Below are 24,306 nucleotides of genomic sequence, written 5' to 3' on the forward strand. Positions count from 1 at the left end.
CAGGCCGTCTGAAAAAGGCATACAACGCTTTCAGACGGCCTCAGACAGTATCAAACAATTTTGGAGAATCAAAACATGGCAGCAAAAGATGTACAGTTCGGTAACGAAGTCCGCCAAAAAATGGTAAACGGCGTGAACACTCTGGCAAACGCCGTCCGCGTAACCTTGGGTCCGAAAGGCCGCAACGTAGTGCTTGACCGCTCCTTCGGCGGCCCGCACATCACCAAAGACGGCGTTACCGTCGCCAAAGAAATCGAACTGAAAGACAAATTCGAAAACATGGGCGCGCAAATGGTGAAAGAAGTTGCGTCCAAAACCAACGACGTAGCGGGCGACGGTACCACCACCGCCACCGTACTGGCGCAAGCCATCGTTGCCGAAGGCATGAAATACGTTACCGCCGGCATGAACCCGACCGACCTGAAACGCGGTATCGACAAAGCAGTCGCCGCTTTGGTTGAAGAGCTGAAAAACATCGCCAAACCTTGCGATACTTCCAAAGAAATCGCCCAAGTCGGCTCGATTTCCGCCAACTCCGACGAACAAGTCGGCGCGATTATTGCCGAAGCGATGGAAAAAGTCGGTAAAGAAGGCGTGATTACCGTTGAAGACGGCAAATCTTTGGAAAACGAATTGGATGTCGTAGAAGGTATGCAGTTCGACCGCGGCTACCTGTCCCCTTACTTCATCAGCGACGCGGAAAAACAAATCGCTGCGCTGGACAATCCGTTCGTTTTGCTGTTTGACAAAAAAATCAGCAACATCCGCGACCTGCTGCCTGTTTTGGAACAAGTGGCAAAAGCCAGCCGTCCGCTGTTGATTATCGCTGAAGACGTAGAAGGCGAAGCCTTGGCGACTTTGGTCGTGAACAATATCCGCGGCATCCTGAAAACCGTTGCCGTTAAAGCCCCTGGCTTCGGCGACCGCCGCAAAGCCATGCTGCAAGACATCGCCATTCTGACCGGCGGTACCGTGATTGCCGAAGAAGTCGGCCTGTCTTTGGAAAAAGCCACTCTGGAAGACTTGGGTCAAGCCAAACGCATCGAAATCGGTAAAGAAAACACCACCATCATCGACGGCTTCGGCGACGCTGCCCAAATCGAAGCGCGTGTTGCCGAAATCCGCCAACAAATCGAAACCGCAACCAGCGATTACGACAAAGAAAAACTGCAAGAGCGCGTTGCCAAACTGGCAGGCGGCGTAGCAGTGATTAAAGTCGGTGCCGCTACCGAAGTCGAAATGAAAGAGAAAAAAGACCGCGTGGAAGACGCGCTGCACGCTACCCGCGCAGCCGTTGAAGAAGGCGTGGTTGCAGGCGGCGGCGTAGCCCTGTTGCGCGCCCGTGCCGCTTTGGAAAACCTGCACACCGGCAATGCTGACCAAGACGCAGGCGTACAAATCGTCTTGCGCGCCGTTGAGTCTCCGCTGCGCCAAATCGTTGCCAACGCAGGCGGCGAGCCTAGCGTAGTGGTGAACAAAGTGCTGGAAGGCAAAGGCAACTACGGTTACAACGCAGGCTCCGGTGAATACGGCGACATGATTGAAATGGGCGTACTCGACCCCGCCAAAGTAACCCGTTCCGCGCTGCAACACGCCGCGTCTATCGCCGGCCTGATGCTGACAACCGACTGCATGATTGCCGAAATCCCTGAAGAAAAACCTGCTATGCCTGATATGGGCGGCATGGGTGGTATGGGCGGCATGATGTAAGGCCGTCTGAAACCTTCAGATAAACAAACACCGCACGGTAAAAACCGTGCGGTGTTTGTTTTTGGGCACGTTTGTTCGGATACAGAGGCCGTCTGAAAAACAGAGGGCGGTTGGAAATTTTCAGACGGCCTCACAGTTATTTTTGCTGCTGCAAAATAGTTTGAAGCTGGTGCCGCAGCATTTCTTCATTCATCCAGCCTAAATGTGTGAAAAGCATCAGCAGTGCAGAACCCGCAATCAACGTGCAGATGAAATAGGCAATATAGCCGACGGCAACTTTCCAGCCTGCCACATTACCCATCTTCATATAACCGATTGCCTGCGTCCAAAAGGCCCATATTTGCCAAAGCAGACCAAGAGGGCTTAATTGCGGGACATACAAAACGAGCAGCATTGGAATATTCAGGGCTTCCGAGGCCAGCGTAAATCCCTGAAGCGGCAGGCGCGATGCGCCGTAATAGTATAAAACGGCACTCATAGTACGGCTGAGAATCAGCCATTTGACCGCGGTCAGCAGAATAGAGAAAACGACGGCAGCGGCATCTTTACCGAACAATGCCGACATCGCCGCAGCATTTATCGTGCCCAGCAGCAACAATACGGCGAGGATAACCGGTAGCGGATATGTGTATTCGGCCGGATGTTTGTAACGCAGGCGCAGAATGTCCAGCATGTTTTTTAAAAAATGATACAGCATACGGATTTCGGTCTTTAAGAAAAAAGAGGGGGTATTTTAGCCCAAAACGCGAGGGGTAAAACGGGATTTGAATCGGCATTGCCCGCAGATATTGGGCGGTATCGTTTTTTGTAATCAACCGGCTTGAGTTTAATCCGATTCAAAACAAACGGTTAATCGTTTGTCAGGAAATAACGGTGCCGGAAGACTTGCGTAAAACGGGTGTTTTTGGTTTAATATGCCTTTCTCAACGCAACAATAAAAGGCCAGATAGCTCAGTTGGTAGAGCAACGGATTGAAAATCCGTGTGTCGGCGGTTCGATCCCGCCTCTGGCCACCAACCAACCGCTTTATGCGGTTATTTTTTTTATCTGTTGTGAAATAGTTTCTATTTGTCGATAGAACTTCATAAGTTAGTGTAACGACTCCGTGGCTTGTTTTATAATAGTCAGATAGCAAATTAATCACGGAAATTTTCAGACGGCATCTTCTGCATCCTGAGCAGTCAAAGGGACTTTTACGGGCTGGACGGATAAAGAGCAGGCGATGCCGGATAATTAATAATAAGTTGTTCAACAGTTTTTCGTTGCCGGATATACAGTCGAAGAATTGCACAAGAAACGGATAGGTTAAATAAAATGAGTGTCGGGTTATTGCGTGTTTTGGTGCAGAGCCAAAAGATTACTAACAGTCAGGCCGAGCATTACAATAGTGCCTTGAAAGCCAATAAAGAAATATTGCCGATGCTGTTTTCAGACGGCGTCATTACTCCGAAATCATTGGGCGAATTGGTCGCTCGGGTTTTCAGTTATCCGCTGCTGGATTTGCGCCATTACCCGCGCAGCAACATCCTGACGGATGTTCTGAGTGAAGAGCAGATGGTGCAAAACCGCTGCATCCCCATTTTCCGCCGCGGCCGCAAGGTCTATCTGGCGGTATCCGATCCTACACAGATCCAGAGTTTTCAAAAAGTGGCCTTCGCTTCGGGCGCATCGGTCGACTTGGTTGTCGTGCCGGATGACCAGTTGAGTTCGCTTCTCGAATGGTTGGGGCAGCGTTCGACTTCCATTTTAAAGGAAATCAGTCAGGAACAAGAGGCAGCCCAACCCGCACAAGCACTGTATATAGACAATGAAGAAGCAGAAGACGGCCCGATTCCGCGCTTTATTCATAAAACCTTATCGGATGCGCTTAATGCGGGTGCATCGGATATCCACTTTGAGTTTTATGAGCAAATGGCGCGCGTCCGGTTTCGTGTGGACGGACAGTTGCGCGAAGTAGTGCAGCCGCCGGTTGCTGTACGCGGGCAGTTGGCTTCGCGTATCAAAGTTATGGCGCGATTGGATATTTCGGAAAAACGTGTCCCGCAGGACGGACGTATCCAGATTGCCTTCCATAAACACGGACGTCCGATTGATTTCCGTGTCAGCACGCTGCCCACTCTGTTCGGCGAAAAAGTGGTGATGCGTATCTTGAATTCGGATGCGGCTTCGCTGAATATCGATCAACTCGGTTTTGAGCCGTTTCAAAAAGAGATGTTGCTTGAAGCCATTCACCGCCCGTACGGTATGGTGTTGGTTACCGGTCCGACGGGATCGGGTAAAACGGTAACGCTTTATACCAGTCTGAATATCCTGAATACAGAAGACGTTAATATTTCTACCGCCGAAGACCCGGCCGAGATTAATTTGCCGGGTATCAATCAGGTTAACGTCAACGATAAACAGGGCCTGACTTTTGCTGCCGCGCTAAAATCGTTCCTGCGCCAAGACCCAGACATCATCATGGTGGGCGAGATTCGTGATTTGGAAACAGCCGATATTGCGATTAAAGCGGCACAGACAGGACATATGGTGTTTTCGACGCTGCATACTAATAATGCTCCGGCGACTTTGTCGCGTATGCTGAACATGGGTGTCGCACCGTTCAATATCGCCAGTTCCGTCAGCCTGATAATCGCCCAACGTCTGTTGCGCCGTTTGTGTCCGAAGTGCAAAACGCCGATGGAGCGGCCTCCCGAACCGGCCTTGCTTAAAGCGGGGTTTACCAAAGAAGACTTGGCTAAGGATTGGACGATGTACCGTGCCGTAGGCTGCGACAGTTGCAGGGGCAAGGGGTACAAAGGCCGTGCCGGGGTATATGAAATGATGCCGGTTACCGAAGAAATGCAGCGGGTTATCATGAATAACGGTACTGAAGTAGATATTATGAATATGGCGTACAAAGAAGGCATGGTTGATTTGCGTCGTGCCGGTTTGCTGAAAGTGATGCAGGGATTGACCACGCTCGAAGAAGTAACCGCGCATACCAACGATTAAGATGAAACGAAAGCTGCCGGATACGGAGGGGAATCCGTTCCGGCATTGTCTGAATATAACAAACAAAACTAAGGGGTAGTTATGGCTCAAGCAGAGCAGTCAAAAGGCTTATTCGCTAACAAAAACAAAGGTAAAAGGTTTACTTTTGAAGGTAGGAACCTCAGCACGGATCAAATCGTGCGCGGTGAGGTGGTTGCAAAAGACGAAGAGGAAGCGCGCAAGAAGCTCCAGCGCAGGGGTATTCGTCCGTTGCGTGTCAGCAAAGTCAAATCAACGCGTAAGAAACGCATCACACAGGAAGATATTACTGTCTTTACCCGCCAGCTTGCGACTATGATGAAAGCAGGGTTGCCGTTGATGCAGGCTTTTGAAATCGTGGCGCGCGGCCATTCCAATCCTTCTATGACGCAGATGCTGATGCAGGTGCGTGCAGATGTGGAGCAGGGCAGTGCATTGGGTAAATCATTCTCTAAATATCCGAAATATTTCGACCGTTTTTACTGCAATTTGGTTTCTGCCGGTGAAACGGGCGGCGTATTGGAAGGATTGTTGGACAAACTGGCGGTCTATAAGGAAAAAACCCAAGCCATTAAAAAGAAAGTTAAAACCGCATTGACTTATCCGATTGCCATTATGGTGGTGGCGGTGGCTTTGATTTTCGTCATGATGATGTTCGTATTACCCGCATTCGGCGAGGTTTACAGCAGCATGGGTGCGGAATTGCCGGGTTTGACGCAGATTGTCATGAGTATGTCCAAATTCTTTGTCAAATACGGTTGGGTGATGATTGTTGCCATTATCTTGGCAGGATTCGGCCTTTATAAACTGCACCAGAAATCCCCGGCATTCCAAAAACGGGTGGACAGCATAATGCTGCGCCTTCCTATCTTCGGTCCCATCGTCAGAAAGGCAACCATTGCACGCTGGTCGCGTACGACGGCCACTTTGTTTGCGGCAGGCGTGCCGTTGGTCGAGGTGTTGGATTCCGTTGCAGGGGCTGCGGGCAATATTCTTTACGAAGAAGCTACCAAGGATATTCAGGCCAAAGTTACACAGGGCTTGTCGTTGACATCGAGTATGCAAAGTACGGAAATGTTTCCGAATATGATTATCCAAATGGCGGCAATCGGTGAGGAATCAGGTTCTTTGGACGATATGCTGAATAAAGCAGCCGAATTTTATGAAGAGGAAGTGGATAACTCCGTATCGCAACTGTCTTCGCTGATGGAGCCGGTCATTATGGTGGTATTGGGTTCGACCATCGGGGTTTTACTGGTGGCTATGTATCTGCCGCTCTTTAATCTGGGTAACGTGGTCGGTTGATATGTTGGAGTCGTTGGATACGCTGGCACCGTTTGCCGTTCCGCTTGCCGTCGTGTTGGGACTGGTCATTGGCAGTTTTCTCAATGTCGTGATCTACCGTACGCCGGTGATGATGGAACGAGGGTGGACGCAGTTTGCAAAAGAACATTTGCAGCTTGGCTTGACAGAGGAGGAGCGGCAGCCGTTTAACCTGCTCAAGCCGGATTCCCGTTGCCCGAAATGCCATGCTCCGGTCAGGGCATGGCAGAATATCCCGATTGTCAGTTATCTGATGCTCGGCGGTAAATGTGGTTCGTGTAAAACACCGATCAGCATCCGCTATCCTTTGGTAGAACTGCTGACGGGAATATTGTTTGCCGCCGTTGCATGGCAGTATGGCTGGAGTTGGACGACGTTGGGCGGTTTGATTCTGACGGCAGTGTTGATTGCTTTGACCTTTATTGATATTGACACGCAATACCTGCCGGATCAGCTTACTTTGCCGTTGATATGGTTGGGATTACTGTTCAATTTTGACGGTGCATTTGTTTCCCTTCAGTCCGCCGTACTGGGCGCAGTGTGCGGATATATGAGTTTGTGGCTGCTGAACTCGTTTTACCGTTTGGTCCGCGGTATCCAAGGTATGGGAGCCGGAGATTTCAAATTGCTGGCCGCACTTGGCGCATGGTTGGGTGTAGGAACGCTGCCGGTGTTGGTTTTTATGTCGGCATTGGTCGGCTTGGTAGGTGCGCTGATTATGCGTGTTGCCAGAAACCAGCCGTTCGCATTCGGCCCGAGTCTTGCCATTGCCGGATGGGTTGTGTTTACGGCCAATGAGCCGGTAAACCAGCTTATTCGATGGTGGCTGACCAAATCGGGATTCTGATATGACGGTATGGATAGGGTTGACCGGAGGAATCGGCAGCGGCAAATCACTGGCGGCTGCCGAATTTGTTAGATTGGGCGTACCGCATATCGATGCGGATGCCATTAGTCGGAATTTGACTGCGGATAATGGCAAGGCACTGCCTGCCATCCGCAGTGCATTCGGGGATGAGGTGTTTGATACGCAAGGCCGTTTGGATAGGGAAGTCCTGCGTGATTTCGTTTTCAGACGGCCTCAGTCCAAAGAAATACTCGAAGGCCTGATGTTTCCGCTGATTTTGGAGGAAATCCGTTTTCAGCAGAACCAATATCCGCAAGCGGTTTACGGGATTATTGATGTACCCTTGTTGATTGAAAATCCGCAATTTCTAGCTTTGGTGGGTAGGGTGCTGGTTATCGATGTTGCAGAGGAAGTGCAAATTCGGCGTGTCCGACAGCGCAGCGGTTTGGATGAAAGCGAAATCCGCCGTATTATCCGCACTCAGATTTCCCGCAGGGATAGGTTGCTTCATGCCGATGATGTGGTGGTAAACGAAGGTTCGGCAGGCGAGTTGGCGGCAAAAATCGGCCGTTTGCATAGGTTTTATTCACATGCGGTCAAAACAGTTTGATGGAGAAAGAGAAAACCGCTTTTTTGCCGTTTGTCCGGCTGTTTGGCAAGATAATGGCAGATGTACTGTTTGGTGTTTGATTTGTCGGAATGAGTAAAATGACTGAAATCTTAATTGTAGAATGTCCCAACTGCCGACAGCCCGTGGCATGGATTCCAGAAAACAAATACCGTCCGTTTTGCAGCGAGCGTTGCAAATTGATTGATTTGGGCGAGTGGGCGGATGAGAAATACACTGTTGCCGCACAGGAAGAGGAGCTGATGTCGGATTGGCAGAAAGGTTAAAACCGCGCAGTTGGGTCATGATATGGAAAGGCCGTCTGAAAAATTTCAGACGGCCTTTTGCAATGGATAGTGCGACCGTTTATATCTAAATCGGCAAAGAGCTTCCGCTGAAACGATTTCCGAATATCAATCGTTTCGTAATTACCTGACTGCTTGCTGCGTTGCTGCAATTCCGACTTAAATTCAAAGGCCGTAAAACCGATATTTTTAACATACCGGTTTGGCACTATCCTAGTGGCGCGGCTGGGGCCGGATTAATGGCCGTGATGATGATGTTTCGGCATTTTTTTCGCTGCGTGTTTGGGTGCTTTCTTCATGGGAGGCTCCGCTTTGTGCTTGCGGGCTTCAGGAGGGCGCGGAACCGGTTTTTTCATGTGCGGGGATTGGTGTTCGGGGTGAGGACCGTCATCGTGTCCGGGTTCGGCGGAGGCCAGCGGCGCGGCGGCCAGAGGCCGACGGCAAGTACCATCAGGGAGGTCAGTTTGGTGAGGTGTTTCATGGTAATGTCTTTCTCGCTTGAAGCAAAGGGAAGTGGTATCTTAGGCCTGAGGTTGTTTAACGGGTGTTAATCGGAAAACAAATTAGGCTAGGAATTGTGGCTGTTCGGTATTATCGCGGCGTATCAGGCAAAAATACCGTTTCAATACGTTAAAATGCCGCTCGAATGCACTGATTCTATTTCGAGATGGCAAGTATAGCGGGTTAAGTTTAAATCAGAACAAGGCGAGGCAACGCCGTACTGGTTTAAACTTAACCCACTATACTTTATAAAAATGGCACGGTCGTAGAAAGGCAGAGGCCGTCTGAAAACTGTTTTCCAAACGGAAAGTTCGGTTTTCAGACGGCCTGAATATTTATTTCGGCAAAACGGCAATCAGTTGATGATCTGGTTCAGCTCGCCTTTGGCGTAGCGGGTTGCCATTTTCTCAAGGGAAACGGGTTTGATTTTGCTTGCCTGACCTTCGCAACCGAATGCAAGGTAGCGGTCGAGACAGATTTGCTTCATGGCTTCGACGGTTTTGCCGAGGTATTTGCGCGGGTCGAATTCGGACGGGTTTTCCGCCATAAAGCGGCGGATGGCGCCGGTAGAGGCGAGGCGCAGGTCGGTGTCGATGTTGACTTTGCGCACGCCGTGTTTGATGCCTTCGACGATTTCTTCCACGGGGACGCCGTAGGTTTCGCCGATATTGCCGCCGTATTCGTTAATCACTTTCAGCCATTCCTGCGGTACGGAGCTGGAGCCGTGCATGACGATGTGGGTGTTGGGCAGGGCTTGGTGGATTTCTTTGATACGGTCGATGCGCAACACTTCGCCTGTGGGCGGGCGGGTGAATTTGTAGGCGCCGTGGCTGGTGCCGACGGCGATGGCCAGCGCGTCCACGCCGGTGTCTTTGACGAAGCGCACGGCATCTTCGACGCTGGTGAGCATTTGGTCGTGGGAGAGTTTGCCGACTGCGCCTACGCCGTCTTCTTCGCCTGCTTCGCCGGTTTCGAGGTTGCCCAATACGCCGATTTCGCCTTCGACGGATACGCCGCAGGCGTGGGAGAAATTAACGACGGTACGGGTGGCGTTGACGTTGTATTCGTAGGTGGACGGGGTTTTGCCGTCTTCCATCAGCGAGCCGTCCATCATGACGGAGGAGAAGCCCAATTGGATGGAGCGCTGGCATACGTCGGGCGATGCGCCGTGGTCTTGGTGCATGACGACGGGAATGTGCGGGAATTCTTCCACGGCCGCCAGAATCAGGTGGCGTAAAAACGGCGCCCCCGCATATTTGCGTGCGCCTGCGCTGGCCTGCACGATGACGGGGGCGTTAATCTGGTTGGCGGCTTCCATAATGGCGCGCATCTGTTCAAGATTGTTAACATTGAATGCGGGCAGACCGTAGCTGTTTTCAGCCGCGTGGTCGAGCAGTTGGCGCATAGAGACGAGAGCCATGAAAATCTCCTTGGATTGGGATGGGAAAAGTGGGTTATCGGGTTATTATAGTATTTTTCGGCATTCAATACTACAACACGCTACATTAATTTTATATATTAATGATAACGCGTTCGAACGGATTTGAACGAACGCGGCGGTGGTAAAAATTGGCGCCCGACGCGTGATTGTGGATAATGGGATGCGGCCGGAAGCCTTCTGAGGCCGTCTGAAAACCGATTTGTCTGAATAAGGAAGAAAACATGCTGCGGATTAATGTCCCCACGCCCGAAACCATCCTGTATACCGCCCGTATCGACGTGCAGATAGGCGACATTAATTACGGCGGGCACCTTGCCAATGACGCGGTGTTGCGTTTGTGCCATGAAACGCGCGTACGCTGGCTGGCCGCGCTGGGTTTTACCGAACTGGACGCAGGCGGCGCGGGGTTGATTATGGCGGATGCGGCGGTACAGTATCTGGCGCAGGCGCACCACGGCGACGCGCTGCAAATCGAGATGGGGGCGGAAGAAGCAGGCAAGGGCGGTTTCGTGCTGCTGTATCATATGGTACGCGTGCGGGACGGTAAAACCGTCGCACGGGTACGGACGGGGATGGTGTGTTTCGATTATGCCGCGCAGCGGGTCTGCCGTCTGCCGCAGGCGTTGAAAACGGTATTGGAGGCCGTCTGAAACATGCAGCAGCAGGATTTTTGCCGGTATTTCGACGATTATTTGACCGCGTTGCGGCAGGAGGGCAAATCGGCGCACACCGTCGAAGCCTACCGCCGCGACCTGTCGCAGCTTGAGCGGCTTTTAATGCTGAGGCCGTCTGAAAACGGGGCGGATGTGGGGCGCGGCGACTTTTTGGCCGCCTTGAAAAAACTGTCGCAACGCAATTTGAGCGAACGCAGTATGGCGCGGAAACTGTCGGTGTGGCGGCAGTATTGCGGCTGGCTGGTACAAAGAGGCCTGATGGCAGCCGACCCGACCGCCAACCTCAAGGCGCCGAAGCCGCCGCAGCGCCTGCCCAAAGCCGTTCAGCAGGAACCGCTCAACCACCTGTTGAACCAAGGTTGCGGCGAGGACGCACTGGCGTTGCGCGACCGCGCCGTATTCGAACTGCTTTACGGCAGCGGCCTGCGCCTGAGCGAAGTGTGCAGCCTGAACCTGCACGATGTTTTGCCCGACGAAGGCTGGGTGGGCGTAACGGGCAAGGGCGGCAAACAGCGGCGCGTGCCGCTGGTGCGCAAGAGTATAGACGCGCTGCTGGACTACCTGCCGCACCGGATCGCCGCAGAAGGCGAGGCCGCACTGTTTACCAACAAGAACGGCCGACGGCTGGGACAGAGGCAGATTCAGAAACGCCTGCAACAGTGGGCGGCGGAGCAGGGCAGTGCGCAGCACCTTTCGCCGCACATGCTGCGGCACAGTTACGCCAGCCACCTTTTACAGGCGTCGCGCGACATCCGTGCGGTACAGGAATTGCTGGGGCACAGCAATTTGTCGACCACGCAGATTTACACCAAGCTGGACTTGGAACATCTGGCCGCCGTATATGACGAAGCGCATCCGCGGGCGAAAAGGAAAAAAGAATGAGGCCGTCTGAAAAACGAAACGGGTAGGAAAAGCGGGGTTCCGCTCCGGCCGGAGCAGGGACGCAGGCCGGTATCCCGCCGCCGCCTGCTGCGAAACCGTTTTAGCATTACCTACCAAAGTAGGTATCCTCCCCATTTAATGCGTGTGGTCTCCCGAAATGCAAACAGGCCGTCTGAATCGTGATTCAGACGGCCTTGCCGTATGCGGCGTTCGGCGAAGAGCGCGGCCTTCCGCTACCTCACAAAGTAGGTAGCCGCTACCGCCGTTTTGCACGGCGGAGCCGTACGTTCTGCCCCTGTTTTTCGCCAATCGGCTCATTTATATTGAAACCATAATAATCCGCAGCAATGCAAGGACACCGCCATGAGTCATTTTTTAGACCGCCTGACATTTTTCAGGCACAAGCACGAACCGTTCGCCAACGGCCACGGCGTATTGACCGAAGAAGACCGCAAGTGGGAGAACGCCTACCGCAGCCGCTGGTCGCACGACAAAATCGCCCGCTCCACCCACGGCGTGAACTGTACCGGTTCGTGTTCGTGGAAAATCTACGTTAAAAACGGCATCATCACCTGGGAAACCCAGCAGACCGACTATCCGCGCACCCGCCCCGACCTGCCCAACCACGAACCGCGCGGCTGTCCGCGCGGCGCGTCATACAGTTGGTACGTCTATTCCGCCCAGCGCATCAAATATCCGATGATGCGCGGCGCGCTGGCCGAACTGTGGCGCGAAGCGCGCAAAACCAAAGACCCCATCGAAGCATGGCAATGGATTGTGGAAGACCCCGAGCGCTCCAAATCCTACAAATCCCAACGCGGTTTGGGCGGCTTCGTGCGTTCCAACTGGGACGAAGCCTATGAAATGGTGGCGGCGGCCAACTGCTACACCATCAAGAAATACGGCCCCGACCGCGTTATCGGCTTCTCGCCGATTCCCGCCATGTCTATGGTCAGCTATGCCTCCGGCGCGCGCTATCTTGGTTTGATTGGCGGCGTGCCGCTGTCGTTCTACGACTGGTATTGCGACCTGCCGCCTGCTTCGCCCCAAACTTGGGGTGAGCAGACCGACGTGGCCGAATCTGCCGACTGGTACAACTCCAATTATCTTCTGGTGTGGGGTTCCAACATCCCGATGACCCGCACCCCCGACGCCCATTTCTACACCGAAGTGCGCTACAAAGGCACCAAAACCGTCGCCGTGTCGTCCGATTTCGGCGAAATGGCCAAGTTCAGCGACATCTGGCTCTCGCCGCGCCAAGGCACGGATGCCGCGCTGGCGATGGCGATGGGGCACGTTATCCTCAAAGAATTCCACATCGACAATCCTTCCGACTATTTTCAAGACTACTGCCGCCGCCTGACCGATATGCCGGTGCTGGTGTGCCTGAAAGAAGACGGTAAAGGCTACCGCCCCGAATACACCTTGCGCGCGTCGCAGTTGAGCGGCAATTTCGGCGAAGAGAAAAATCCCGACTGGAAAGTGCTGGCGTGGAACGAGAAAACCGACAGCCTGATGCTGCCCAACGGCTCCATCGGCTTCCGTTGGGACGGCAGCGGTAAGTGGAATCTGGAAACCAAGGCGCAGGATGACCAAGACGTTCAGGCGGCCTTGTCGCTGAAAACGTGCGCCGATGACGTGGTGCGTGTCGGCTTCGACTACTTCGGCGGCGAATTCGACGAAGAAAAAACCTTCCGCAAAGTGCCGGTGAAACGCATCACCCTAGCCGACGGCAGCAGCCAGTTGGTGGCCACCGTGTTCGACCTTCTGGTGGCGCAATACGGCGTGGACAACGGCTTGGGCGACGAGAACGTGGCCAAAGATTATTTTGACGACAAACCCTACACGCCGAAATGGCAGGAAAAACACACCGGCGTTGCTCCCGAACGTGTGATTCAGGTAGCCCGCGAGTTCGCCCAGAACGCGCACGACACCAAGGGCCGCTCGATGATTATCGTCGGCGCCGGCCTGAACCACTGGTATTACCTGGACATGAACTATCGCGGCCTGATTAACATGCTGATGATGTGCGGCACCATCGGCAAGTCCGGCGGCGGCTGGTGCCATTATGTGGGTCAGGAAAAACTGCGTCCGCAGTCCGGCTGGGCGCCGCTGACTTTCGCGCTCGACTGGCACCGCCCCGCGCGCCAGATGGCCGGTACCTCGTTCTTCTACGGCCACACCGGCCAGTACCGCCACGAAACCGTGTCCGCCGACGAGCTGCTCACGTCCGACGCCGGCGACGATATGCGCCGCCTGACCATGATCGACTACAACGCCAAAGCCGCCCGCATGGGTTGGACGCCGAGCGCGCCGCAGTTGGAAACCAATCCGCTGGATATAACCGATGCGGCCGAAAAGGCCGGCATGGCGCCGGTGGATTATGTGGTGAAAGGTTTGAAGGAAGGCACGCTGGAAATGTCCTGCGACGATCCGGAAAACCCGAAAAACTGGCCGCGCAATATGTTTATTTGGCGTTCCAACATTTTGGGTTCTTCCGGCAAAGGCCACGAATATTTCCTGAAATACCTGCTCGGCACGCAAAACGGCCTGATGAGCGACGAAGACGACTGCCTGAAACCGGCCGAAGTGAAGCAGCGGGAAGGCGTGGAAGGCAAGCTGGATTTGTTCACGCTCCTGGATTTCCGCATGAACACCACCTGCCTGTACGCCGACGTGATTTTCCCGACCGCCACTTGGTACGAAAAACACGATCTGAACACGTCCGACATGCACCCGTTCATCCATCCGTTTACCGAAGCGGTGCAGCCTTTGTGGCAGAGCAAGTCCGACTGGGAAATCTATAAAGGCCTGGCCAAAAAATTCAGTGAGCTGGCCAAAGATTATCTGGGCGTGCGCAAAGACATCGTGCTCACGCCGCTGATGCACGACAGCCCGCAGGAACTCGGCCAGCCGTTCGACCCGAAAGACTGGAAGCTGGGCGAGTGCGAGCCGATTCCGGGCAAAACCATGCCGGCCATGACCGTGGTGGAACGCGACTACGGCGCGGTTTACGAGAAATTCACCTCTGTCGGCCCCTTGCTGGAAAAAGTGAACAACAACGGCAAAGGCATGGCGTGGGATACCAAGCACGAAGTGGAATACCTGCGCAAACTCAACGGCGTGCAGCCCGAAGGCGCAGGCAAAGGCCAGCCGAAAATCGAAACCGCCATCGATGCGGCCGAGATGATTCTGACGCTGGCGCCGGAAACCAACGGCCATGTTTCGAAAAAAGCTTGGCAGTCGCTGGGCAAAATCACCGGCCGCGACCATACGCACCTGATTAATGCCAGCGAGCACACGCAAATCCGCTTCCGCGACATCGTCGCCCAGCCGCGCAAGATTGTTACCTCGCCGATTTGGTCGGGCGTGGAGAGCGAAGAAGTGTGCTACACCGCAGGCTATACCAACGTGCACGAGCTGATTCCGTGGCGCACGCTCACCGGCCGCCAGCAGTTTTACCAAGACCACAAATGGATGCGTGATTTCGGTGCGGCTTTCTGCGCGTACCGTCCGGCGGTGGACACCAAAACCACCAAGAAGCTGCTGGGCAAAATGCCCAACGGCAATCCGGAAATCACGCTCAACTTCCTCACGCCGCACCAGAAATGGGGCATCCACAGTACCTATTCGGAAAACCTGCGTATGCTCACGCTTTCGCGCGGCGGCCCGCACGTGTGGATTTCCGAAACCGATGCCAAGAAAGCAGGGTTGGTGGATAACGACTGGGTGGAAGTGTTCAACACCAACGGTTCGATTGCCTGCCGCGTGATTGTGAGCCAGCGCATTCCCGAAACCATGATTCTGATGTACCACGCGCAGGAAAAACTGGTGCACACGCCTGCGGCGGAAACCACCAAAAAACGCGGCGGCATCCACAATTCGGTAACCAAGGCGGTATTGAACCCGACCCACATGATAGGCGGCTACGCGCAACTGGCGTACAGCTTCAACTATTACGGCACGGTCGGCTCCAACCGCGACGAATGGGTGATTGTCCGCAAGATGAAGGACATCGACTGGATGGACGAACCCGCCGAATAAGGCAGGTGTTTTCAGACGGCCTGCCGTCTCAAAAGGCCGTCTGAAAACGGAATATGAGGAACGAAACCATGAAGCTCCCGCAGATTATCCGTTTCGCCGACTATTTGAAGGAAAACCCCGCCGAAGCCGTGCGCACCGTGCTGTATCAAGACCAACACGACAACATGGTGCTGTGGCAGATTCCGCCGCAAACCATGTTGCCCGCCCACAGCCACCCGCACGGCGCGGACATCTGGATTGTGCTGCGGGGCGAAGCCGAGCTGGCGGACGATGCGCAAAGCGGCCGCATCATCCGCGCCGGCGAGTCCGTGGTGGTCGGTGACCGTCAAATCCACGGCGCGCGCAACAACGGCAAGGAAGACTGCATTTTGGTTTCGGTCATCAGCCCTAAAGCCGGATTCGAAAAAGCATAACCGTTTTTCAGACGGCACGGACGCGTTGAAGGCCGTCTGAAAACAGACCAATCATAAGGAACACATCATGAAAATCAGAGCGCAAGTCGGCATGGTGCTGAACTTGGACAAATGTATCGGCTGCCACACCTGCTCCGTTACCTGCAAAAACGTATGGACGAGCCGCGACGGCGTGGAATACGCCTGGTTCAACAACGTCGAGACCAAGCCCGGCATCGGCTTCCCGAAAAACTGGGAAGATCAGGAAAAATGGAACGGCGGCTGGGTGCGCAAACCCAACGGCAAGCTCGTGCCCAAGCAGGGCGGCCGTCTGAAAATCCTGTCCAACATCTTCGCCAACCCCAACCTGCCGCAGATAGACGACTACTACGAGCCGTTCACCTACGACTACGAGCACCTGCAAAACGCCCCAAAAATGAAAACCCCGCCCACCGCGCGGCCGGTTTCCGTGCTCACCGGCAAGAAAATGGACAAAGTCGAATGGGGGCCGAACTGGGAAGACGATTTGGCGGGCGAATTTGAAAAACGCGCCAAAGACACCTTGTTTGAGGGCATCCAGAAAGAAATGATGGGCGCGTTCGAGCAGACCTTCATGATGTATCTGCCGCGCCTGTGCGAACACTGCCTGAACCCGACCTGCGTCGCCTCCTGCCCGTCCGGCAGCATCTACAAACGCGAAGACGACGGCATCGTGCTCATCGACCAAGACAAATGCCGCGGCTGGCGCATGTGCGTTTCCGGCTGCCCGTACAAAAAAATCTACTACAACTGGGTCAGCGGCAAAGCCGAAAAATGTATTTTCTGCTACCCGCGCATCGAAGCGGGCGAACCGACCGTCTGCTCCGAAACCTGCGTCGGCCGCATCCGCTATCTGGGCGTGCTGCTGTATGACGCCGACAAAATCGAAGAAGCCGCTTCGGTGGAAAACCCGCAAGACTTGTATGAAGCGCAACTGGGCGTATTCCTCGACCCGCACGATCCCGAAATCCAGCGCGAAGCCCTGAAACAGGGCATCAGCCAAAGCTGGCTCGATGCGGCGAAAAAATCGCCCGTCTACAAAATGGCGATGGAATGGAAAATCGCCTTCCCGCTGCATCCCGAATACCGCACGCTGCCGATGGTTTGGTACATCCCGCCGCTCTCCCCGATCCAATCCGCCATCGAAAACGGGCTGGTGGGCGAAAACGGCATCATTCCCAGCGTGGACGAAATGCGTATCCCGCTGCGCTATCTGGCCAACCTGCTGACCGCCGGCAAAATCGAACCGATTAAAGAAGCGCTGGAACGCATGATTGCCATGCGCCGCTTCAAACGCGGCCAGGCCGTGCACGGCGAAACGCTGGAACAATCCTTGGACGGCACCGGCCTCACCCCCGAAATGGTGGAAGACATGTATCAGATTATGGCTATCGCCAACTACGAAGACCGCTTCGTAATTCCGACCAGCCATAAAGAAATGGTGGAAAACAGTTTCGAAGACAAGGCAAGCTGCGGCTTTTCCTTCGGCAACGGCTGTTCGGGCGGTTCAGACGGCCTCACGCAGGAAAGCCTGTTCGGCAAGCGCAAGGCTTCGCCCATCATTTTCTTCGACCGCCGCAAAGACATTGAGAAAAACAAAGAGGAAGGAGTCCGCTGATGGCTGCCAACCCTTTGGTTTACAAATGGCTCTCCGCGCTCTTGTGTTATCCCGAAGCCGATATGCTCGACGCGCTGCCCGAATTTCAGACGGCCTTGGACGAATGGCCGGAGCTGGCGGCGGAACGCGCGGGTTTGCAGGCGCTGCTGGACCATCTGAAACGGCACAGCCTGCGCGAATTGCATGGTGTTCGACCGCAACCGCCGGCACGCGCTCTATATCTTCGAGCACGTTTACGGCGAAGACCGCGACCGCGGCAGCGCGATGGTGGACCTGCTGGAGGAATACCGCCGTTACGGTTTCGAGCTGGGCGACGACGAGCTGCCCGACTACCTGCCCGCGCTGCTGGAATTTTTATCGCATGTTCCGCCCGCCGACGCGCAGGAGCTGTTGGGCGGTGCGGTGCACGTCATCGCCCACATCGCCGAAAACCTGCAAAGCTACGGTTCGCCCTATGCCGCGGTGTTGAAGGCTGCGGCGGCACTCAGCCCCGTTGCGCCGCAGCCCCTGACCGAACCGCCCGTGCGCGACATGGACGAAGCGATGGAAACCTTCGGCCCCGACTGGCAGGGCATCGAGCCGCTGCTCAAACCGTCGGTGCAGACCGTGCGGTTTTACCCCAAAGGCCGGCATTAAATAAAGGAACCGCGACATGAATACCTTTAATCAGTTTTTCTTCGGCATCTACCCCTATATCTGCCTTGCCGTCTTTTTCCTCGGCAGCCTGATGCGTTTCGACCGCGAGCAGTACACATGGAAAAGCGACTCCAGCGAGCTGCTTTACCGCGGGCAGTTGCGCCTGGGCAGCGTATTGTTCCACGTCGGCGTGCTGGCCGTGTTTTTCGGCCACCTGTTCGGCCTGCTGACCCCGCTGTGGTTTTGGGAATTTATCGGCGTCAGCCATCAGGCCAAGCAGATTACCGCCATGACGGCGGGCGGCATTTTCGGTTCGGCCGCGCTGGCCGGCCTGATTATCCTCATCCGCCGCCGCTTCAAAATCGAGCGCATCAGCGTCAACAGCACATGGCGCGACAAGCTGGTGCTGGTGTGGCTGCTGATGACGCTGCTGCTGGGCTTGTCCACCATCTTCGTCAGCATGGGGCATCTCGACGGCGAGGAAATGGTAAAGCTGATGCAGTGGGCGCAGCACATCGTTACCTTACGCGGCGGCGCGGCCTCGTATCTGGAAGACGTCAACTTCCTCTTCAAGATGCACATCTTCATGGGCATGACCTTCTTCTTCATCTTCCCGTTTACCCGCATGGTGCATGTGTGGAGCGGCTTTGCCAGCGTCTTCTACATCGGCCGCGCATGGCAGCTTGTGCGCAGGCGTTAACCCGACGCGTTTCAGACGGCCTTCCGGCCATATCGGAGGTTGGGGCCGTCTGAAAAACTGAAACGAACCATTGTTAGAAAAAAAGAAAGGCAAAGGCGGCAAAATGGCCTCAGAAAAATACAAACGTTATTCGGTGTTGATCAGCAGCACGGTGTCTTTCACCGTGTGCTTTATGGTGTGGATGATGCTGGCGGTGGTCGGCATCCCCGTCAAAGAAGAATTGGGGCTGACGGAAACCCAGTTCAGCATTCTGGCCGCGCTGCCGGTGCTCTCCGGCTCGCTTATCCGCGTGCCGCTGGGCATCTGGACGGACAAATACGGCGGCCGGATTGTGATGTTCGTGCTGATGATGGTCAGCGTGCCCGCCATCTTCCTGATGGGCTACGCCTACGCCTACTGGCACTTCCTGCTTATCGGCCTGATGATGGGCTTGGCCGGCGGCACGTTTTCGGTGGGCACGCCCTATGTGGCGCGCTGGTTTCCGAAAGAGCAGCAGGGATTGGCGATGGGGGTGTTCGGCGCGGGCAATGCCGGCAGCGCGGTCAACAAATTCCTCGCCCCCGCGCTGATTGCCTACGGCACATGGCATTTCGTGCCGACCGTTTATGCGGCGATTATGCTGGGTACGGCGCTGCTGTTTTGGTTCACCAGCTACCATGACCCGAAACACCTCGTTTCCTCCTCGGTCAGCCTGAAAGAGCAGCTCGCCCTGCTGAAAGACCCTGGCGTGCTGCGTTACAGCCAATATTACTCGGTGGTGTTCGGCGGCTACGTCGCGCTGGCGTTGTGGATGACCCACTACTACGTCGACGAATACGGCCTGAACCTGAAAACCGCCGCACTGCTGGCCGCCTGCTTTTCGCTGCCCGGCGGCGTACTGCGCGCGTTCGGCGGCTACCTTTCCGACAGGTTCGGCGCATACCGCGTTACCTGGGCGGTGATGTGGGTGCTGTGGGTATGTTTCTTCCTGCTCTCCTATCCGCAAACCGATTTCATCATCCACGGCAAAGACGGCGACATTTCGATGCACATCGGCCTGAACGTGGTGCTGTTTACCGTCCTGATGTTTACCGCCGGTATTGCGATGGCGGTCGGCAAGGCTTCGGTGTTCAAATTCGTCGCCGACGACTATCCGCACAACATCGGCGCGGTATCGGGCGTCGTCGGGCTGGCGGGCGGCCTGGGCGGCTTCCTGCTGCCGATTATGTTCGGGATGCTGGTGGACCTGACCGGCGTGCGCACGACGTCATTTATGCTGCTGTACGGCACGGTCTGCTTTTCGCTGGTTTGGATGCACTTCTCGTTCAAAGCGAAGGCGGCGCACCGTTAAACCGTTAAACAAAACTTTTCAGACGGCCTTTCCATTGCGGGAGGCCGTCTGAAAAACAACCGACCAACAGATTTTGAAGAAAAGAGGTGGAAGATGTCGCGACTGATTCAGGACTGGCAGCCGGAGAATCCGGAATTTTGGCAGAACGGCGGCAGAAAAACGGCGCGGCGCAATTTGTGGATTTCGATTCCCGCGCTGATGCTGGCGTTTGCCGTTTGGCAGGTGTGGAGCGTGGCGGTCATCCACCTGCCGCGCATCGGTTTCAACTACTCGCCCAACCAGCTTTTCTGGCTGGCCGCCGTACCCGCGTTGTCGGGGGCGACTTTCCGCGCGTTCTATTCGTTTATGGTGCCCGTGTTCGGCGGCAGGCGTTGGACGGCGTTTTCCACCGCCAGCCTGCTGCTGCCCGCCGTCGGTCTGGGCATGGCCATCCAAAATCCCGACACCTCTTACGGCACCATGCTGCTGCTGGCGCTGTTGTGCGGTTTGGGCGGCGCTAATTTTTCGTCGAGCATGGCCAACATCAGCTTCTTCTTTCCGAAGGCCGAAAAAGGCACGGCGATGGGGCTGAACGCGGGTTTGGGCAATCTGGGCGTATCGGTGGCGCAGTTCGTCGTGCCGCTGGTGATTACCGCCGGACTGTTCGGCGCGCTCGGCGGCGGGGCGCAAACCTGGACGGAAGGCGGCGCGTCCAAGCAGATTTGGCTGCAAAACGCCGGTTTCGTGTGGGTGCCGTTCATCATTGCCTCGTCGCTGGCGGCGTGGTTCGGCATGAACGACCTAGCTTCGGCCAAAGCCGGTTTTGCCGAACAGGCGGTGATTTTCAAGCGCAAACACAACTGGATAATGTGTTTCATCTATCTGGGCACGTTCGGCTCGTTCCTCGGCTTTTCCGCAGGCTTCCCGCTGCTGATTCAGACGGCCTTTCCCGCAGTCAATCCGGTGAAATACGCCTTCCTCGGCCCGCTGATCGGCGCGCTGACCCGGCCGTTCGGCGGCTGGATTGCCGACAAAACGGGCAGCGGCGCCAAGATTACCCAATGGGTGTTTATCGGCATGATTGCCGCGGTGTTCGGCGTGTTGTCGTTCCTGCCGTCTGAAACCCAGTCGGGCAGCTTTTGGGGTTTCTTCGCCTGCTTTATGATACTGTTTGCCCTGAGCGGCATCGGCAACGGCTCGACCTTCATGCAGATTCCCGTAATTTTCCTGACCCTGCACCAGCGGCGGGCGGAGCAGGGATTGTCCGACGGGAAACATGCCTTGGCGGACGCGGCGAAAGAAGGGGCGGCGGTTGCGGGCTTCACCGGCGCGTTCGCAGCCTACGGCGGTTTCTTCATCCCGAAAAGCTACGGCACGTCCATCGCGCTTACCGGCAGCGTCAACGGCGCGCTCTACGGCTTCATCCTGTTCTACCTCTGCTGCCTGCTGCTAAACTGGTGGTATTATGCACGCCGCAACGCCGAAGTGAGGTGTTGAAACACCGTTTCCCGTTTTCAGACGGCCTTTATAAAAATATCAAACCCGAACCATGCTTCCGAAAAGACTTTCCTCGCGCCTGAAATTCCTGACCGTCCTCTGGCTGATTGTGGCGGTGGCCTCCATCGTGCTGACGCTGGTGCTGTCGTGGCGGCTGGAAGGCGGCGCGGCGGCCATCAACGACACAGGCAGCCTGCGGATGCAGACCTACCGCCTGAGCCTGCTGCTCGAAAGCGGTGCGCCCGAAAGCGAAATCGCCGCCTATATCGGCGAATTTGACAAAACGCTGCACGATTTGGATACGGGCGTGCCGTCGCGTCCGCTGTTCCTGCCGAACGATCCGCAAGTCAGGCAGGACATGCAGCGGCTGGTACGGACGTGGCGGCAGCGGATAAAGCCGCAGTTTCAAGCCGTCGCCGCAGGCCGGAGCAGTTTTCAGACGGCCTCGATACCACCGTTTATCGACATCATCGATACGCTGACCCGTTCCATCGAAAAAGTGAACAACCGCTACCTCAACCGGCTCAGGATGTTCCAGTTCATCCTGCTTGCGCTGGTCTTGGTCAGCTCGATGATTGTGGTGGTGTTGCTCTACACATGGATTATCCTGCCGCTGGGCCGCCTGCAAAAAGGCGTGAACGCCGTACACGACGGCAAGCTGGGCGTGCAGGTGCCGACCGACGAGCTGGCCGAGTTTGCCGAAGTGGACAAAGGCTTCAACCAAATGAGTTCGCGGCTGCACGACCTCTATCAGAATCTGGAGCAGGAAGTCGCCGACAAAACCCGCGATTTGGCCGCCAAAAACTACACCCTCGAAACACTGTATGCCTTCAGCGACCTGTTGAGCCGCTCGCAAAGCGCGGCAGAGGCGGCGGAGGGCTTTCTCGATAAAGTGATGGACATCGTTCCCGCCGACGCAGGCAGCATCCGCCTGATCGATTTCCAGCGCCGCCGCATGGACCTGATCGCCCACCGCGGCCTGCCCGACGAACTGCAAAACGCCGAAGCTTGCCGCCGGCTGGAAGAATGCAGTTGCGGCACGGCGGCGCAGCAGAGCGGACAGACGGTGAATTTTTATAAAACCGTGCCGTCCGAACACCGTGTGCCCGAAGCCCTGTGCAGCCGTTCCGGCTACCATTTCCTGCGCGTGTTCAAAATCAGCAGCGGCGGCGCGGATTTGGGGCTGATGACGCTTTATTTCAAAAACGAATCCGACAACCGCACCGACGTTCCGCTGGTCGAATCGCTGTGCCGCCAGCTCGGCGTAACCGTCAGCAACTTCCGGCTGGGCACGGAAAACCGCCAGCTTGCCGTCCTGCAAGAGCGCAACCTGATTGCGCAGGGGCTGCACGACAGCATCGCCCAAACCCTCACCTTCCTCAACCTGCAAATCCAGATGCTGGAAAAAGCACTGGAAAAATCACAGCGCCACACCGAACCGAAAGTGGCGGAAAAACTGCGTTTCATCAAAGAAGGCGTGCAGGAATGCTACGACGACGTGCGCGAACTGCTGTTGAATTTCCGTACCAAAATCACGCATAATGAATTTAACGAAGCGGTCGGGCGGCTGGTGTTGCGGTTCAAACAGCAGACGCAGATAGAGGCGGAAACCCGCTGGCTGGACGACGGGCCGGTGCTGACGTCGGAGCAGCAGCTCCAGTTCATCTTCATCCTGCAAGAAAGCCTGTCGAACATCCGCAAACACGCGCGGGCGCGGCGGGTAACGGTCACCTTCCACAACCGCGATGACTTTAAAATGGAAATCGAAGACGACGGCTGCGGTTTCGATACCTGCGGCCTGAACGACTTTGCCGAAAACGGCCATGTCGGGCTGAACATCATGTCCGAACGCGCCCGCCGCATCAGAGCGGTGTTGGAGATAGCGTCCGAAGCGGGAGTCGGCACCAAAATCAGCCTGACCCTGCCGAAAGAAGAAAGAACTTTGGAATGAGCGGAAACATCATCCTGATAAACGACCACACGCTGTTCAGGCGCGGCATCAGGTCGGTATTGGACGAAGCGGATTACGAGGTCATCGGCGAAGCGGCCGACGGACTGAGCGGGGTCAAGCTGGTCGAGCAGTTGCGGCCCGATTTGGTGCTGCTGGATTTGGATATGCCGGTGATGAACGGGCGGGAGGCGCTGGGGCAGATACTGAGCAGCAATCCGGAGCAGAAAGTGGTGATGCTCACCGTGTCCGAAGACGGCGACGAGCTTATCGAGTGCATGAAGCAGGGGGCGCACGGTTTTTTGCTGAAAAACATCAACGCCGACTTTTTCATCGAAGCGGTCGGCAAGGCGCTGAACGGCGACAATGTCTTTTCGCCCGAAATGACCGCGCATCTGGTGAAATCGCTGATCAGCCCGATACAGCCGCAAAGCGACGCTCACATCGGGACGCTGACCCCGCGCGAGCGCGAAACGCTGCACCACCTGGCGATCGGCCACAGCAACAAAGTTATCGCCAAAAAGCTGAATCTGGCCGAATCGACGGTGAAAGCCTATGTGCAGAGCATTTTGCGCAAACTCGGCCTGAGCAGCCGCGTGCAGGCGGCGGTATACGCCATCCAGCACGACATCCGCCCGCCGGAGAAAGACGAGGAATGACAGCAAAGGCCGTCTGAAAATCCATTTTCAGACGGCCTTTGCCGTCAAGTTTTGCTTTCTACTTTTCAAACTGTTACACTGGCCGCATCGTTTTTCCCTCAGGCATACGCATACAATGAAAGAATCAGAGCAGGCCGGTCAGACGGCGGATTTCCGTTGTAT

At 55.5% G+C, this 24,306-nt stretch carries 19 protein-coding genes, 1 tRNA gene and 1 pseudogene; 18 read left to right on the plus strand and 3 right to left on the minus strand.

The window, feature by feature from the left end:
• Positions 1-75 precede the first annotated feature (75 nt).
• Positions 76-1,710, plus strand: a complete 1,635-nt coding sequence (groL, locus tag ACI43T_RS03745) for a chaperonin GroEL (protein ID WP_405385581.1) — start codon at positions 76-78, stop codon at positions 1,708-1,710.
• Between the two features lie 136 nt (positions 1,711-1,846).
• Here the strand turns inward: groL and ACI43T_RS03750 are convergent, their stop codons facing one another.
• A complete protein-coding gene (locus ACI43T_RS03750; RefSeq protein WP_405385582.1) occupies positions 1,847-2,407 on the minus strand; it encodes a hypothetical protein in 561 nt (186 codons plus the stop codon).
• 243 nt (positions 2,408-2,650) lie between these two features.
• Between ACI43T_RS03750 and ACI43T_RS03755 the strand changes: the two genes are divergently transcribed.
• The 6 genes from ACI43T_RS03755 (at position 2,651) to yacG (ending at position 7,786) form a co-directional block, all read left to right on the plus strand.
• A tRNA-Phe gene (locus tag ACI43T_RS03755) sits at positions 2,651-2,726 on the plus strand.
• Positions 2,727-3,024: 298 nt separating this feature from the next.
• Complete coding sequence (pilB, locus tag ACI43T_RS03760; RefSeq protein ID WP_009174727.1) at positions 3,025-4,704, plus strand: type IV-A pilus assembly ATPase PilB; 1,680 nt, start codon at positions 3,025-3,027, stop codon at positions 4,702-4,704.
• 81 nt (positions 4,705-4,785) lie between these two features.
• Entirely contained in the window at positions 4,786-6,027 is a 1,242-nt protein-coding gene (locus ACI43T_RS03765; RefSeq protein WP_009174726.1) for a type II secretion system F family protein, read from the plus strand.
• Between the two features lies 1 nt (position 6,028).
• Positions 6,029-6,892 carry a prepilin peptidase gene (locus tag ACI43T_RS03770; protein WP_377080334.1) on the plus strand — a complete coding sequence of 288 codons (864 nt, stop codon included), beginning with the start codon at positions 6,029-6,031 and terminating at the stop codon, positions 6,890-6,892.
• Between the two features lies 1 nt (position 6,893).
• Positions 6,894-7,502 carry a dephospho-CoA kinase gene (gene coaE / locus ACI43T_RS03775; protein WP_405385583.1) on the plus strand — a complete coding sequence of 203 codons (609 nt, stop codon included), beginning with the start codon at positions 6,894-6,896 and terminating at the stop codon, positions 7,500-7,502.
• A gap of 98 nt (positions 7,503-7,600) precedes the next feature.
• Positions 7,601-7,786: a DNA gyrase inhibitor YacG gene (gene yacG, locus ACI43T_RS03780; RefSeq protein WP_405385584.1), complete on the plus strand. Its 186-nt coding sequence runs from the start codon at positions 7,601-7,603 to the stop codon at positions 7,784-7,786.
• 370 nt (positions 7,787-8,156) lie between these two features.
• Here the strand turns inward: yacG and ACI43T_RS03785 are convergent, their stop codons facing one another.
• Both ACI43T_RS03785 and fba read right to left on the minus strand, forming a co-directional pair.
• Positions 8,157-8,285, minus strand: a complete 129-nt coding sequence (locus tag ACI43T_RS03785) for a hypothetical protein (protein WP_405385585.1) — start codon at positions 8,283-8,285, stop codon at positions 8,157-8,159.
• 375 nt (positions 8,286-8,660) lie between these two features.
• Entirely contained in the window at positions 8,661-9,725 is a 1,065-nt protein-coding gene (gene fba, locus ACI43T_RS03790) for a class II fructose-bisphosphate aldolase (protein WP_405385586.1), read from the minus strand.
• Between the two features lie 242 nt (positions 9,726-9,967).
• Between fba and ACI43T_RS03795 the strand changes: the two genes are divergently transcribed.
• From ACI43T_RS03795 to ACI43T_RS03845, 11 genes and pseudogenes are all read left to right on the plus strand, one after another.
• Complete coding sequence (locus ACI43T_RS03795) at positions 9,968-10,396, plus strand: acyl-CoA thioesterase (RefSeq protein ID WP_405385587.1); 429 nt, start codon at positions 9,968-9,970, stop codon at positions 10,394-10,396.
• A 3-nt stretch (positions 10,397-10,399) separates the two neighbouring features.
• Positions 10,400-11,302, plus strand: a complete 903-nt coding sequence (locus tag ACI43T_RS03800) for a tyrosine recombinase XerC (protein ID WP_405385588.1) — start codon at positions 10,400-10,402, stop codon at positions 11,300-11,302.
• 363 nt (positions 11,303-11,665) lie between these two features.
• Positions 11,666-15,346, plus strand: coding sequence for a nitrate reductase subunit alpha (locus ACI43T_RS03805; RefSeq protein WP_293276232.1), 3,681 nt, complete (start codon positions 11,666-11,668; stop codon positions 15,344-15,346).
• A 68-nt stretch (positions 15,347-15,414) separates the two neighbouring features.
• Complete coding sequence (locus tag ACI43T_RS03810) at positions 15,415-15,759, plus strand: cupin domain-containing protein (RefSeq protein ID WP_405385589.1); 345 nt, start codon at positions 15,415-15,417, stop codon at positions 15,757-15,759.
• A 67-nt stretch (positions 15,760-15,826) separates the two neighbouring features.
• A complete protein-coding gene (gene narH, locus ACI43T_RS03815; protein ID WP_293276230.1) occupies positions 15,827-17,395 on the plus strand; it encodes a nitrate reductase subunit beta in 1,569 nt (522 codons plus the stop codon).
• A pseudogene (gene narJ / locus ACI43T_RS03820) lies at positions 17,395-18,031 on the plus strand (nitrate reductase molybdenum cofactor assembly chaperone). Before narH ends, narJ begins: the two are co-directional and overlap by 1 nt.
• A gap of 16 nt (positions 18,032-18,047) precedes the next feature.
• Positions 18,048-18,731 (plus strand): respiratory nitrate reductase subunit gamma, encoded by a 684-nt coding sequence (gene narI, locus ACI43T_RS03825; RefSeq protein WP_405385590.1) that lies wholly within the window; start codon positions 18,048-18,050, stop codon positions 18,729-18,731.
• 103 nt (positions 18,732-18,834) lie between these two features.
• Positions 18,835-20,061: an MFS transporter gene (locus ACI43T_RS03830; RefSeq protein WP_039851231.1), complete on the plus strand. Its 1,227-nt coding sequence runs from the start codon at positions 18,835-18,837 to the stop codon at positions 20,059-20,061.
• 93 nt (positions 20,062-20,154) lie between these two features.
• Positions 20,155-21,537 carry a NarK family nitrate/nitrite MFS transporter gene (locus tag ACI43T_RS03835; protein WP_377080311.1) on the plus strand — a complete coding sequence of 461 codons (1,383 nt, stop codon included), beginning with the start codon at positions 20,155-20,157 and terminating at the stop codon, positions 21,535-21,537.
• Positions 21,538-21,589: 52 nt separating this feature from the next.
• Positions 21,590-23,488, plus strand: coding sequence for a type IV pili methyl-accepting chemotaxis transducer N-terminal domain-containing protein (locus ACI43T_RS03840; protein ID WP_405385591.1), 1,899 nt, complete (start codon positions 21,590-21,592; stop codon positions 23,486-23,488).
• Positions 23,485-24,144: a response regulator gene (locus ACI43T_RS03845; protein ID WP_405385592.1), complete on the plus strand. Its 660-nt coding sequence runs from the start codon at positions 23,485-23,487 to the stop codon at positions 24,142-24,144. Before ACI43T_RS03840 ends, ACI43T_RS03845 begins: the two co-directional genes overlap by 4 nt.
• Positions 24,145-24,306 lie beyond the last annotated feature (162 nt).

The sequence above is a fragment of the Neisseria oralis genome, assembly GCF_045062685.1.
Classification (GTDB): Bacteria; Pseudomonadota; Gammaproteobacteria; order Burkholderiales; family Neisseriaceae; genus Neisseria; species Neisseria oralis.

What these genes read in the sequence shown, in the direction of transcription:
- groL (WP_405385581.1), top strand. Translation starts at nt 76, where the DNA reads ATGGCAGCAAAAGATGTACAGTTCGGTAACGAAGTCCGCCAAAAAATG.
- ACI43T_RS03750 (WP_405385582.1), bottom strand. Translation starts at nt 2,407, where the DNA reads ATGCTGTATCATTTTTTAAAAAACATGCTGGACATTCTGCGCCTGCGT.
- pilB (WP_009174727.1), top strand. Translation starts at nt 3,025, where the DNA reads ATGAGTGTCGGGTTATTGCGTGTTTTGGTGCAGAGCCAAAAGATTACT.
- ACI43T_RS03765 (WP_009174726.1), top strand. Translation starts at nt 4,786, where the DNA reads ATGGCTCAAGCAGAGCAGTCAAAAGGCTTATTCGCTAACAAAAACAAA.
- ACI43T_RS03770 (WP_377080334.1), top strand. Translation starts at nt 6,029, where the DNA reads ATGTTGGAGTCGTTGGATACGCTGGCACCGTTTGCCGTTCCGCTTGCC.
- coaE (WP_405385583.1), top strand. Translation starts at nt 6,894, where the DNA reads ATGACGGTATGGATAGGGTTGACCGGAGGAATCGGCAGCGGCAAATCA.
- yacG (WP_405385584.1), top strand. Translation starts at nt 7,601, where the DNA reads ATGACTGAAATCTTAATTGTAGAATGTCCCAACTGCCGACAGCCCGTG.
- ACI43T_RS03785 (WP_405385585.1), bottom strand. Translation starts at nt 8,285, where the DNA reads ATGAAACACCTCACCAAACTGACCTCCCTGATGGTACTTGCCGTCGGC.
- fba (WP_405385586.1), bottom strand. Translation starts at nt 9,725, where the DNA reads ATGGCTCTCGTCTCTATGCGCCAACTGCTCGACCACGCGGCTGAAAAC.
- ACI43T_RS03795 (WP_405385587.1), top strand. Translation starts at nt 9,968, where the DNA reads ATGCTGCGGATTAATGTCCCCACGCCCGAAACCATCCTGTATACCGCC.
- ACI43T_RS03800 (WP_405385588.1), top strand. Translation starts at nt 10,400, where the DNA reads ATGCAGCAGCAGGATTTTTGCCGGTATTTCGACGATTATTTGACCGCG.
- ACI43T_RS03805 (WP_293276232.1), top strand. Translation starts at nt 11,666, where the DNA reads ATGAGTCATTTTTTAGACCGCCTGACATTTTTCAGGCACAAGCACGAA.
- ACI43T_RS03810 (WP_405385589.1), top strand. Translation starts at nt 15,415, where the DNA reads ATGAAGCTCCCGCAGATTATCCGTTTCGCCGACTATTTGAAGGAAAAC.
- narH (WP_293276230.1), top strand. Translation starts at nt 15,827, where the DNA reads ATGAAAATCAGAGCGCAAGTCGGCATGGTGCTGAACTTGGACAAATGT.
- narI (WP_405385590.1), top strand. Translation starts at nt 18,048, where the DNA reads ATGAATACCTTTAATCAGTTTTTCTTCGGCATCTACCCCTATATCTGC.
- ACI43T_RS03830 (WP_039851231.1), top strand. Translation starts at nt 18,835, where the DNA reads ATGGCCTCAGAAAAATACAAACGTTATTCGGTGTTGATCAGCAGCACG.
- ACI43T_RS03835 (WP_377080311.1), top strand. Translation starts at nt 20,155, where the DNA reads ATGTCGCGACTGATTCAGGACTGGCAGCCGGAGAATCCGGAATTTTGG.
- ACI43T_RS03840 (WP_405385591.1), top strand. Translation starts at nt 21,590, where the DNA reads ATGCTTCCGAAAAGACTTTCCTCGCGCCTGAAATTCCTGACCGTCCTC.
- ACI43T_RS03845 (WP_405385592.1), top strand. Translation starts at nt 23,485, where the DNA reads ATGAGCGGAAACATCATCCTGATAAACGACCACACGCTGTTCAGGCGC.